Here is a 12,733-nt window from a genome sequence, read left to right on the forward strand (position 1 = left end):
GAAAGAAAACATATAACAGGGTATATCGGATGGGAGGAACTTATGGCGTTACGGGGACTGATTCTGTCTTTGGGAGAAATGAATACGGCCGGGCCGGAGGATTTGGAACGGTTTGTGATGGAGGATGGGCTGACGGAACTTCTGGACGGAATTTACCGTTACGGAGTGCAGATTGTCAATCTCGATATGTTTCAGGCGGATACCGGAGAAAAACTTAAGGTGGTACTGGAACTGCACCGGCTGGAGCCTGAGGACTGCCTGCTGCTGGGGGCCGCGGACAGAACCCTTGCCCTGGCAGAAGAACTGGATATTGCCGCAGTGGGATACCGAAATCCCCTTCTGCCGGGGCAGAGCCTTTCCGGTCCGCTGATACAGATAGAAGGATTTGAAGAAGTGGATTTTTATTTTCTGGAACGGATGTATCAGAGAAAATATGGGCTTCCCTGGACGGTGATTGAAACAGAGCGATGCTTTTTGCGGGAAATCATGCTGGAGGACCTGGACACACTCTACGAGCTGTATCAGGGCGCCGGAATTACAGATTATATCGACAGATTGTATGAAGACAGGGAAAAGGAGGAAGAATATACCAGAGCGTATATTCAGAACATGTATCTGTTCTATGGGTACGGTATCTGGACAGCAGTGGAAAAATCCACCGGAACCATTATCGGCAGAGCCGGGCTGAATAACCGGGAGATTCACGGAAAACCGGCCCTGGAGCTGGGGTACGTCATAGGGAAAGATTTTCAGAACCGGGGATATGCCACAGAACTGTGCGAGGGGATTCTGCAGTTTGCGCAGGAAGGGACAGAATTTGAGGAAATTCACTGCCTGATTGAAAAAGAAAATAAGATTTCCATTCATCTGGCGGAAAAACTCGGTTTTTCCTGGAAGGAAGAAGTCAAAATTCAGGGAAAGAACATGCAAAGGTACACGAAAACGTTGCATTTTTAGACAAAATTATTTATAATGTAGATTATCTGTATATGAGGAACAGATACAGATAATCTGACTCAGATAAATTTATGGAAGATGAGAGAACCTGCGGGATGGAGTAGTGCATATGGAAGATATGAAAATGATTCAACTGAACGAACAGGAAGAACTGGCCATGCATACGGATGATCATATCAGACCTACAAAGGAATTTGTAAGTCCGGAAAGTCTGTATGAAGAACTGATTGCCAGTGTGAGGCGGTATCATCCCTCCACAGATATTTCGTTAATTGAAAAAGCATATAAGATTGCAGACGAGGCCCACACGGGACAGGTGCGCAAATCAGGAGAAGCCTATATTATCCATCCTCTGTGCGTAGCCATTATTCTTGCAGAGCTGGAACTGGATAAAGAAACCATTGTTGCAGGAATTCTCCATGATGTAGTAGAAGATACGGTAATGACTGAAGAAGAAATTTCTCAGGAATTCAGCGAGGAAGTGGCTCTGCTGGTAGACGGCGTCACCAAACTGGGCCAGCTGTCCTATGATGCTGACAAGGTGGAGGTTCAGGCAGAAAATCTGCGCAAAATGTTTCTGGCCATGGCAAAGGATATCCGGGTGATTCTGATTAAGCTGGCTGACCGGCTGCACAATATGCGCACCTTAAAATATATGAAACCGGAGAAACAGAAAGAGAAGGCGCGGGAAACCATGGATATTTATGCTCCCATTGCCCAGCGTCTTGGAATTTCCAAAATAAAAATTGAACTGGATGATTTGTCGCTGAAATATCTGGAGCCGGAGGCCTATTATGATCTGGTGGAAAAGGTGGCGGTCCGCAAAAGCGTGCGGGAAGAATATGTTTCTCAGCTGGTGGAAGAAGTAAAAAGCCATATAAAAGGAGCCGGAATTGAGGCTTCCATTGACGGACGCGCCAAACATTTTTTCAGTATCTATAAAAAAATGGTGAATCAGGATAAAACGCTGGATCAGATTTATGACCTGTTTGCCATCCGTATTATCGTAAATTCCGTGAAAGACTGTTATGCGGCTCTGGGTGTGATTCACGAGATGTATAAGCCCATTCCGGGACGGTTCAAAGATTACATTGCCATGCCAAAGCCCAATATGTACCAGTCTCTGCATACCACGTTAATCGGCCCTACGGGCCAGCCCTTTGAAATACAGATCCGTACCCTTGAAATGCATCGGACTGCGGAGTTCGGAATTGCGGCCCACTGGAAATACAAGGAAGTTTCCAATGGCAATAAGGTGACGGAAAAAAATCAGGAAGAGGCGAAATTAAGCTGGCTCAGGCAAATCCTGGAATGGCAGAAAGACATGTCAGACAACCGGGAATTTATGAGCCTGCTGAAAAGCGATCTGGATTTGTTTTCCGATACGGTATTCTGTTTTACCCCTTCCGGGGATGTGAAAAATCTGCCCAACGGTTCCACCCCCATAGATTTTGCCTACAGCATTCATTCTGCTGTGGGAAATAAGATGATTGGAGCAAAAGTAAACGGAAAACTGGTGAATATTGATTATGTGATTCAGAACGGAGACAGAATTGAGGTGCTTACCTCCCAGAACTCCAGGGGGCCAAGCCGGGACTGGCTCAACGTGGTCAAAAGTACCCAGGCGAAAAATAAAATCAATCAGTGGTTCCGCAGTGAATTTAAAGAAGAAAACATTTCCAGAGGAAAAGAACTTCTGGCTCAGTATTGTAAGACAAAGAGTATTAACTGGCCGGAGCTGAATCAGACTTCCTATCAGGCCCGTATTATGCGGAAATACGGATTCCGTGACTGGGAATCCGTGCTGGCGGCAGTGGGACACGGCGGTCTGAAAGAAGGCCAGATTATCAATAAAATGCAGGAGTATTACAAAAAGGACCACAAAAAAGCCCTTACCGACGAAGATATCCTGCGCAATGGGGCAAATGACGGACTGGGAGCAGCAGCCTCCAATGGAAACAGCAGGGAGAAAAACGGCCGCAGCCGTTCCGGAAGCGGAATTGTGGTAAGAGGCATTGATGATGTGGCAGTACGATTTTCCCGGTGCTGTGCGCCGGTGCCAGGGGATGAAATTGTGGGATTTGTCACCAGAGGAAGGGGCATCTCCATTCACCGTACAGACTGTATCAATGTGATCAACCTTTCCGAGATAGAGCGGGTACGCCTTCTGGATGCGGAATGGCAGGCAGAAGAAGGGGAAAGCGGCAGGTATATGGCGGAAATCAAAATATACGGCAACAACCGCACCGGACTGCTGGTAGATATTACGAAAATTCTGACAGAACGCCAGATTGACATCAATGCCATTCATTCCAACACCAGCAAACAGGGGGTTGCAACCATCACCCTTGCCTTTGAAACGAAAGGAAAGGAAGAACTGAGCAGTATGATTGATAAAATCCGTCAGGTGGAAAGTGTAATAGATATTGAGCGGACCAGAGGCTGAAAAAGGAAGATATGAAGTCATGGAGATGAAGCAGACTGCTTCGTAATCTCTCCGCATAAACAGAGAATCCTGCAAAGAAGGATTCTCTGTTATCTTATCGGAAATATCCTGTCACACCAATGGGTGACGGTATTTCCGGTAAGACAGAATATTATGTATATCCGCAGGCAACATGGCCCGGTCAGGATTGTCTGAGATGGAATTTTTCCATAAGGTTTTTTAAAAGTCCGGCCTGAGAACTGAGTTCCTGGCTGGTGGCAGCGCTTTCCTGAGCGGTGGCGGAATTGGTCTGCACCACGTTGGAAATCTGGATAATACGATCCTGAATCTGAGCCACAGATTCAGCCTGGGTACGGGCTGCACTGGCAATCCAGTTGGTGGTTTCCACCACTTCACTGGTTCCCGATACCACAGAGGCCAGACGGTCTGCAGTTTCATTTGCAATTCTGGTACCATATCCCACAGCTGTTATGGAATGTTCCACCAGATTACTGGTGGATTTTGAGGCTTCGGCGCTCTTTCCGGCCAGCTCCTGTACTTCTCTGGCAACCACAGCAAAGCCTTTTCCGGCTTCCCCGGCACGGGCCGCTTCCACAGAGGAATTCAGGGCAAGGATGTTGGTCTGCTGGGCAATTGCTTCAATGGTTTTGATGATTTTTCCTATTTCGCTGGAGCTTTCACTGATTTCCTCCATGGCTTCTATCATTTCATGCATTTTCTGATTGCTTTCCGAGAGATGTTCGCTGACTTCTTCCACTTTCTGACTGGCCTGTTCTGCCCGTTCGGCTGTCTGCTGTACCTGATATGCTATGGTTTTTATGGTTCCTTCCAGTTCTTCCACAGCGCCGGACTGTTCCACAGCGCCCTGGCTCAGAGCCTGAGAACCAATGGACATCTGCCTGGAACCGCTGGAAACCTGAGAGGAACTTTGCATAATCTGACTCATGGTGTGATTCAGTTTTTCCAGAATGGTATCCAGAGAGGTCTTTATGGATGTGAAGTCTCCCACATAATCCTGTGTGGTTTCCGCCGCCAGATTTCCATTGGAAACAGCTTCCAGAACAGAAGAGATTTCACCGATATATCTCCGCAGCCGGAGAATGGTATTTTCAAAAATTTCTGCCAGAAGGCCGATTTCATCATTGGAGCGAATATTGACCGTCAGTTTTTCCCCTGTTTCAAGACCCAGGTTTCCTTCCTCCATGGTGACTGCCAGCCGGGTAAGGCTGGAAAGAGGCCGGGAAACGGAACGATGGATAAAAGCAGCCATAATAATACTGCACACAGCTACAAGAATCACGCCCACTACACAGGTAAGCAGTATGGTCTGATTAATCTGTTTAAACAGTATTTCCATGGAAATTCCTGCGAAAATCAGGCCGGTGATTTCACCGGCGGTATTTTTGACGGGGACGTAAGAACAGAGATGATCCGTTTCCAGGATTTTTGCCTGCCCTACATAAGATTTGCCCTGCTTCAGCACAATATCTGAAAGTTCCGCCGACAGTTTTGTTCCGGTTGCGCGGGTTCCGTTTTGCTGAATGGTGGTATAGGCACGTTCATCACCTTTGAAAACTGTAAATTCGCAGCCCATTTGCTTTTTCAGATCATCCAGCAGCTGGTTCATGTCTTCGATTTCATAGTGTTCCATCTGATAGGCCAGCATATTTGTACCATTGACACAGCGGTTTTCCAGCATTTCCATAGTCTGTTCGTAGGACATGTAAAGACACAGGCGGACAGTTATGGCGATGCTGACAACCAGCAGAAGTAACGTTAAGCTGCCTACTTTGCGTCCGAGATGACGCATTTTTTTACCTGTTCGGTTCATTTTGCTCACTCCTGTAATTTTATGATGTATTCAGGCAATATGGTACTTATTTTCCATGCCTGTTTATATATTATCGGTTTTTTAGGCAAAATGCAATGTGACTTTTTGCCTGGAATCTCAGGAGAAAATAAAAAAATATCTGGTCAATTTTTACAGTAAGAGTTATAATAAAATAGCTGTTAGTTTGTGCTGAAAACGCACAGAATGGAGGAAATTATGAAAATTGAACAGTATTGTGTAGGACAGGTGGCAACCAACTGTTATTTCATTATTAATAATGAAACGAAAGAAATGCTGATTGTGGATCCCGGAGATTCTGCTCAGATGCTGGCGGACCGTATCCGGCGGGAAAATCTGGAGCCGAAAGCGGTGCTGCTTACCCATGGCCATTTTGACCATGCCATGGCGGCAGAGGAACTGGCAGAAATGTTCGGGATTAAAATATATGCCCATGAGGCGGAAAAAGACACGCTTAAGGATCCCGGAAAAAATGTTTCTCTGATGATTGGCTTAAGAGATGTGTATCATGCCGATGTGTTTGTAAAGGATGAAGAGATACTGGAGCTGGCAGGAATGGAGCTGAAAGTCCTGCATACGCCGGGCCATACTGCGGGAGGCTGCTGCTATTATCTGGAAAAGGAAAAAGTGCTGTTCAGCGGAGATACTCTGTTCTGCCAGTCTGTGGGAAGAACAGATTTTCCGGGCGGAAGCATGTCAGGGATTGTGCGCTCCATCAAAGATAAACTTATGGTTCTTCCCGATGAAGTAAAAGTTTATCCGGGGCATATGGACAGGACCTCCATTGGAGCAGAGCGGGCCCATAACCCTTATTTATAGAAAGAGCATTATATGATAACCGTATGTTTAAATAAAGCAGAGTTTGAATACGATATTCATTCTCTGGTCAAAGCATTTTTTGCAGGAGAAGAGGTAAAGGTATTTGCAGACTCGGAGAAAATCAGCAGGCTGGAGCAGGAACAGACCCCTCTGTTTCATATGGAGATTGTGTATGAAGAGGGAACAGAGCCAGGTTCTTCTGGGGGAATGGTGAAAATATCCCTGTATCTTCCTCCGGCAGAGACAGAAATCCCTTCCGGTGAAAAGCCAGGACTGGCTTATGAGGCGGGAGGTTACCGCCCTGGGGCTGCAAAACAGGTGGAAACAGATTTTTCAGACCGGAAAATGACAAAGGACCGGTTAAAACAGACGCTGTATAAAATGCTGTCAGAATATACCGGACGAACACTGCCCTGGGGCAGCCTTACCGGTATCCGGCCGGTGAAAATTTCCATGTCCATGCTGGAACAGGGAAAAGAGGAAGAGGAAATCAGGACTTATATGGCAGACACTTATTTTGCGTCAGAGCAGAAAATAAGCCTGAGTATTGAGATTGCAAAACGGGAGCTGGAGCTTTTGAAACAGATTGATTACAGGGATGGCTACAGCCTTTATGTGGGCATTCCCTTCTGTCCCAGCATCTGTTCTTACTGTTCCTTTTCCTCATCGCCCATTGGCAGGTGGCAGGAACGGGTGGACGAGTATCTGAGCGCACTGGAGACAGAAATGGAATTTACGGCTTCTGTCTTAAGCCGCAGGAAATTAAATACCATTTATATAGGAGGGGGAACACCCACCACCCTGTCTCCCCGGCAGCTGGACAGGCTTCTGACAAAAATAAAAATATGTTTTAATTTTTCGGATTTGCTGGAGTACACGGTGGAGGCGGGAAGGCCGGACAGTGTTACGCAGGAAAAGTTAGAAGTGCTGCGGGAACATGGAATTTCCAGAATTTCCATCAATCCTCAGACCATGAAGCAGGAAACTCTGGATCTCATCGGGCGCCGCCATACCACAGAGCAGACCACAGAGAGTTTCCGGCTGGCCAGGAAAATGGGATTTGACAACATCAATATGGATTTGATTCTGGGACTGCCCGGGGAAACCATGGAAGATGTGAGAAATACTCTTGAGCAGATTCAGGAGCTGGCTCCGGACAATCTGACGGTTCATTCCCTTGCCATCAAACGGGCGGCGCGGATGAACATGTTTGCAGAAGATTACAGAGACATGGGGATGAACAACAGCTGGGAAATCATTGAGATGACGTCATCTTATGCAGGAAACATGGGGCTGTTTCCCTATTACCTGTACCGGCAGAAAAACATGGCCGGGAATTTTGAAAACGTGGGATATGCCAGGGAAGGAAAAGCAGGACTTTATAATATTCTGATGATGGAGGAAAAACAGGATATTCTGGCCCTGGGCGCCGGCAGTATTTCAAAACGCCTTTATGAAGACGGACGGATTGAGCGGTGTGAGAATGTGAAAGATGTGAGCCAGTATATGGAAAGAATCGGCGAAATGACAGAACGGAAACGTAAGCTGTTAGAGGGATGACAGGAATTGATATGGAACACGGGAATGCAGGAAAGGTTACGGGTCCTGCAGAAGGAAAAAAGACAGCGGAAGAGAATCTGAAGGAGGAAAAGAAATGGCACTGGCGAAAAAGCCTGTAAACGGCATGAAAGATATTTTACCGGAAGAAATGGAAATTCGGGATTATGTGATAAATGTAATCAAAGATACCTACCGGAGTTTTGGTTTTACGCCCATCGAGACTCCCTGTATGGAGAATATAGGGAATCTCAGCAGCAAACAGGGAGGCGAGAACGAAAAGCTGATATTTAAGGTACTGAAACGGGGAGAAAAACTGAACCTGGAAAATGCCCGGACAGAAAATGATGTGGTGGATTTCGGAATGCGTTACGATCTGACGGTGCCGCTGGCAAGATTTTATTCCAATAATGTCAACAATCTGCCGGCGCCTTTCAAAGCGCTGCAGATAGGAAATGTGTGGCGGGCAGACCGCCCCCAGCGGGGCAGATACCGCCAGTTCATGCAGTGTGACATTGATATCCTGGGAGAGGCAGGAAATCTTGCAGAAATTGAACTGATTCTTGCAACCACAACCACACTTGGCAGGTTAGGCTTCAAAAATTTCCAGATTCGTATCAATGAAAGGCGAATTTTGAAAGCTATGGCAGCTTACAGCGGATTTCCCGAAGATTCTTATGACACGGTGTTTATTATTCTGGACAAAATGGACAAGATTGGTCCGGAGGGCGTGGCACAGGAACTGGAAAAAAGCGGATTTGAGAAGGCAGCCACAGAAAAATACCTGGAGCTGTTTGCGCATATCCAGGGCAAAGAAGATGTGGCGGAAGGGGTCTCTTACCTGGCAGAACAGCTGGGAGATTTCCTGGAACAGGAAGTGGCAGACAGCCTGAAAGAAATTGCGGCATGTGTAAACGAAACCAGAGAGGCCGATTTTAAACTGGTTTTCGATCCCACACTGGTGCGGGGCATGTCTTATTACACAGGAACTATTTTTGAAATCGCCATGCCGGAATTTGGCGGAAGCTGCGGCGGAGGCGGACGCTATGATAAGATGATTGGGAAGTTTACCGGAAACGACGTGCCTGCCTGCGGATTTTCCATCGGGTTTGAACGGATTATTCTGCTGCTGCTGGAAAGTGGTTTTCAGGTTCCGGGACGGTCAGAAAAAATTGCATACCTGATTGAAAAGAACTATCCGGGGGAGAAACTGGCCCAGGTGACAGCTCAGGCTCAGAAGGAGCGGAAAGCAGGAAAGCAGGTTCTGGTGGCCCGTATGAACAAAAACAAAAAATTCCAGAAGGAAAAACTGACAGCGGAGGGCTATACGGAGATAAAGGAATTTTTTAACCGTTAAGGATGAAGATAAGAATTACCGTTAATATCTTACAGATAAGTTAATAGTAAAAGCAGAATTAATTTCAGGAGGAAGAATTATGGCAGAATCAATGAAAGGATTACACAGAAGCCACAGATGTACAGAGGTTTCCGGCAGCAATATCGGCCAGCAGGTAACCGTGATGGGCTGGATACAGAAACGAAGAAACCTGGGAAGCCTGATTTTTGCAGATTTGCGGGACCGTTCCGGGCTGCTTCAGATTGTATTCGACGAACCCAAAGTGGGCAGCGAAGGATTTGCAAAAGCGGAGTCTCTGCGGAGCGAGTATGTGGTGGCGGTGACAGGAACTGTGGCTAAGAGGACTGCGGCAGTGAATGAAAATCTGAAGACCGGAGATATTGAGGTGATTGCCGAAGATATCCGTATCCTTTCAGAGTCTGAGACGCCCCCTTTCCCCATTGAGGAAGATTCCCAGACAAAGGAAGATCTCCGGCTGCGTTACCGCTATCTGGATTTGCGCAGACCGGATATTCAGCGTAATATGATGATGAAAAGCAAAGTATCCATGCTGCTGCACAACTTTATGGAGCAGGAAGGATTTCTGGAAATAGAAACTCCCATACTGACAAAATCCACACCGGAAGGAGCCAGAGATTATCTGGTGCCCAGCCGGGTGCATCCGGGAGCATTTTACGCACTGCCCCAGTCCCCTCAGCTGTTTAAGCAGCTTCTGATGTGTTCCGGATATGACCGGTATTTCCAGATTGCAAGATGTTTCCGGGATGAGGATTTGCGTGCGGACCGTCAGCCGGAATTCACCCAGGTGGATATGGAAATGTCTTTTGTGGATGTGGATGATGTACTGGAGATAAACGAGCGGCTTCTGCAGTATGTCTTTAAAGAAGCCATGGGCGTGGACGTATCCCTGCCTCTTCCCAGAATGACCTGGCAGGAAGCCATGGACCGGTATGGAAGCGACAAGCCGGATACCAGGTTCGGCATGGAACTGGTGAATGTTTCAGACGTGGTGGAAGGCTGCGGATTCGGCGTGTTTACCGGGGCGCTGGAAAACGGCGGTTCTGTCCGGGGACTGAATGTAAAAGGCCAGGGAGCCATGCCCCGGAAAAAAATAGATAAGCTGGTGGAATTTGCAAAAGGCTGCGGTGCAAAAGGGCTGGCATATCTTGCAGTGAATGAAGACGGAACGTATAAGTCTTCCTTTGCAAAATTTATGGAGGAGCATACGTTGAAAGCCCTGGTGGAGAAAATGGAAGGGGAACCGGGAGACCTGCTTTTGTTTGCGGCAGATAAGAATAAAATTGTCTGGAATGTGCTGGGAGCCATCCGGCTGGAAATGGGAAAGGAACTGGGACTGATCGACAAAAACAAGTATCATTTCCTGTGGGTGACAGAATTCCCCTTACTGGAGTGGTCGGAGGAGGAAAACAGGTATATGGCGGCCCATCATCCCTTTACCATGCCCATGGAAGAAGACTGGCACCTGATTGACTCCGATCCGGGGGCAGTGCGCGCCAAAGCATACGATATTGTGCTGAACGGCACAGAGCTGGGCGGCGGATCTGTCCGTATCCATCAGGATGATATTCAGGAGAAAATGCTGGAAGTGCTGGGCTTTACCAGAGAACGGGCTTATGAGCAGTTTGGATTTCTCTTAAACGCTTTTAAATATGGAGTTCCGCCTCATGCAGGCCTGGCTTACGGACTGGACCGTATGATTATGCTGATGGTACACTGCGATTCTCTCCGTGATGTGATTGCCTTCCCCAAAGTAAAAGACGCTTCCTGTCTGATGACCGAGGCGCCGGGTACCGTGGAGGAAAAGCAGTTAGAAGAACTGTCATTGTCAGTTAAAAGCCCTGATGCAACCGCAACTTTACATTAAAATTTTTAAATGCAACAGGAAATCGGCAGACTTTACATGCAGAATACAGTAAGATAAATTCACCGGAAGCGCAGAAGGAACAAAAACAGAAAGGTGAAATGATATGAACGTATTCGGAGAAAATTTGCAGTTTTACAGAAAGCAGAAGAATCTGACACAGGAGCAGCTGGCGGAGCAGTTTGAAGTTTCCAGACAGACCGTGTCCAAATGGGAGGCAGGAGCTTCTTTTCCGGAGATGGAGAAAATTCTCCAGATGTGTGATCTGTTTTCCTGTGACATGGACACACTGCTGCGAAAGGACGCGGCAGTTCTGGAGACATCTGACAGTCAGGGCTACGAGAATCATATGGAAAAGAGAAGAAGGAAAATTACCTTTGGGGTAACATTCCTGATTCTTGGAACAGCAGTGTATGAAATACTGGAGGGGTTTCAGAGGCCGGAAGTATTATCCAATCTGATTTTTATGGCCATGGCAGTGGTGGCGGTTCTGGTATTGGTGGTGGCCGGGATGGAGCATGATATCTACCGGAAAAACCATCCGGTAATTCCGGATTTTTATACTTCGGCGGAAAAGGAAACATTTGAACAGCAGTTTCCCAGATGGATTGCCACAGGAATCGGTATCATACTGATTGGAGCGCTGATCGGTATGAACGGAGATGAATTTCCTCTGAGGGCAGGAATGAGAGATGAATTTTACCAGGGAATCTTTCTTCTGCTGGTGGCTCTGGGAATCGGCGTGCTTGTCTATGCCGGGATGGGAAAAGAAAAATACCAGGTGGACATATATAATAAGGAAAACAGTCCGGAACAGAAAGGGAAAAATACGCGCGTGGGCGTCTGGTGCGGCTGCATTATGATGACTGCCGCCGGCATCTTTCTGGTGCTGGGATTTGTGTTTGACCTCTGGAAGATTTGCTGGGTTGTCTGGCCTGTGGGCGGGCTGCTCTGCGGAATCGCGGCGCTTATTTTAAGCGGCCGGAAATGAAGGCGGATAATTTTTTGATTTCCTTTAAAATGCCATATAGACTTTGCAGAAAAAACATGATAGAATATAGGCTAAATAGTCGAAGATGATAAAGAACCCGAAAACCATTTGTTATTGTCAGCAGGCGGCAATTGCAGGATTTTCGGGTCTCTGCATGGAAAAATGTATTGGCATACAGCCGGTGCAGAAGGAGGAATCATGAATTATGAAAAGAGGGATTATATTTGATCTGGATGGAACCCTGTGGGATTCATCGGAAGAAGTGGCAATATCCTGGCAGGCGGCGCTGGATGAACATTTCGATATCGAAAAACCCATTACAGCCGAAATGATTCAGGGCGTCATGGGAAAGAGCATGTATGAGATTTCAGATATTCTTTTTTCTGAATTTGCGATGAAAGACCGGAGGGAAATGCTGGCATACTGCTGTAAGAAGGAAAATGAACATATCAGAAGCCATGGGGGTATTCTGGTGGAAGGGCTGGAAGAAACGCTGCAGCAGCTGCGGGACTGCGGTTACCATTTGAGTATTGTAAGCAACTGTCAGGCAGGTTATATTGAAGCATTCCTGGAATATCACAAACTGGAAAAATATTTTGATGATTTTGAATGTTTTGGAAGAACCGGAAGAGAGAAAGGCCGCAATATTCGTATGGTGGTAGAGCGGAACAGTCTGGACAGGGCCGTTTATGTGGGAGATGTTCAGGGAGACTACTATGCTGCAGAAGAAGCAGGAATTCCTTTTATTCATGCAGAAAACGGATATGGAACCATTCAGGCGGAAGTACCGGCTATTACAGATCTGGCCCGGCTTCCTCAGGTGGTAGAAGAAATTTTTAATGAACAATAGAAGAAAACACACAGAGAAGGGAGAA

9 protein-coding genes are annotated in these 12,733 nt (G+C 46.9%); 8 read left to right on the forward strand and 1 reads right to left on the reverse strand.

Translation table 11 applies throughout. From position 1 onward, the window contains the following. Window positions 1-42: 42 nt before the first annotated feature. Window positions 43-957: a GNAT family N-acetyltransferase gene (locus C805_RS25110; protein ID WP_016213837.1), complete on the forward strand. Its 915-nt coding sequence runs from the start codon at window positions 43-45 to the stop codon at window positions 955-957. A gap of 157 nt (window positions 958-1,114) precedes the next feature. Beyond that, window positions 1,115-3,403, forward strand: coding sequence for a RelA/SpoT family protein (locus C805_RS10665; RefSeq protein ID WP_371197641.1), 2,289 nt, complete (start codon window positions 1,115-1,117; stop codon window positions 3,401-3,403). Window positions 3,404-3,584: 181 nt separating this feature from the next. Here the strand turns inward: C805_RS10665 and C805_RS10670 are convergent, their stop codons facing one another. Continuing rightward, entirely contained in the window at window positions 3,585-5,234 is a 1,650-nt protein-coding gene (locus C805_RS10670) for a methyl-accepting chemotaxis protein (RefSeq protein WP_016213839.1), read from the reverse strand. Window positions 5,235-5,450: 216 nt separating this feature from the next. Between C805_RS10670 and C805_RS10675 the strand changes: the two genes are divergently transcribed. The 6 genes from C805_RS10675 (at window position 5,451) to C805_RS10700 (ending at window position 12,708) form a co-directional block, all read left to right on the forward strand. Continuing rightward, window positions 5,451-6,071 (forward strand): MBL fold metallo-hydrolase, encoded by a 621-nt coding sequence (locus C805_RS10675; protein WP_016213840.1) that lies wholly within the window; start codon window positions 5,451-5,453, stop codon window positions 6,069-6,071. Between the two features lie 12 nt (window positions 6,072-6,083). Next, entirely contained in the window at window positions 6,084-7,631 is a 1,548-nt protein-coding gene (hemZ, locus tag C805_RS10680) for a coproporphyrinogen dehydrogenase HemZ (protein WP_016213841.1), read from the forward strand. 94 nt (window positions 7,632-7,725) lie between these two features. Beyond that, window positions 7,726-8,985, forward strand: coding sequence for a histidine--tRNA ligase (gene hisS / locus C805_RS10685; protein WP_016213843.1), 1,260 nt, complete (start codon window positions 7,726-7,728; stop codon window positions 8,983-8,985). Between the two features lie 79 nt (window positions 8,986-9,064). Next, window positions 9,065-10,870, forward strand: coding sequence for an aspartate--tRNA ligase (gene aspS, locus C805_RS10690; protein ID WP_016213844.1), 1,806 nt, complete (start codon window positions 9,065-9,067; stop codon window positions 10,868-10,870). Window positions 10,871-10,973: 103 nt separating this feature from the next. Next, window positions 10,974-11,858, forward strand: a complete 885-nt coding sequence (locus tag C805_RS10695; protein ID WP_016213845.1) for a helix-turn-helix domain-containing protein — start codon at window positions 10,974-10,976, stop codon at window positions 11,856-11,858. A 205-nt stretch (window positions 11,859-12,063) separates the two neighbouring features. After that, on the forward strand, window positions 12,064-12,708 hold the full coding sequence (locus C805_RS10700) for an HAD family hydrolase (protein WP_016213846.1): 645 nt from the start codon (window positions 12,064-12,066) through the stop codon (window positions 12,706-12,708). Window positions 12,709-12,733: the final 25 nt, after the last annotated feature.

It is taken from the genome of Eubacterium sp. 14-2 (genome assembly GCF_000403845.2).
Taxonomy (GTDB): Bacteria; Bacillota; Clostridia; order Lachnospirales; family Lachnospiraceae; genus Petralouisia.

Coding starts and splice junctions, on each gene's coding strand:
- C805_RS25110 (WP_016213837.1), top strand. CDS start 43: ATGGCGTTACGGGGACTGATTCTGTCTTTGGGAGAAATGAATACGGCC.
- C805_RS10665 (WP_371197641.1), top strand. CDS start 1,115: ATGCATACGGATGATCATATCAGACCTACAAAGGAATTTGTAAGTCCG.
- C805_RS10670 (WP_016213839.1), bottom strand. CDS start 5,234: ATGAACCGAACAGGTAAAAAAATGCGTCATCTCGGACGCAAAGTAGGC.
- C805_RS10675 (WP_016213840.1), top strand. CDS start 5,451: ATGAAAATTGAACAGTATTGTGTAGGACAGGTGGCAACCAACTGTTAT.
- hemZ (WP_016213841.1), top strand. CDS start 6,084: ATGATAACCGTATGTTTAAATAAAGCAGAGTTTGAATACGATATTCAT.
- hisS (WP_016213843.1), top strand. CDS start 7,726: ATGGCACTGGCGAAAAAGCCTGTAAACGGCATGAAAGATATTTTACCG.
- aspS (WP_016213844.1), top strand. CDS start 9,065: ATGGCAGAATCAATGAAAGGATTACACAGAAGCCACAGATGTACAGAG.
- C805_RS10695 (WP_016213845.1), top strand. CDS start 10,974: ATGAACGTATTCGGAGAAAATTTGCAGTTTTACAGAAAGCAGAAGAAT.
- C805_RS10700 (WP_016213846.1), top strand. CDS start 12,064: ATGAAAAGAGGGATTATATTTGATCTGGATGGAACCCTGTGGGATTCA.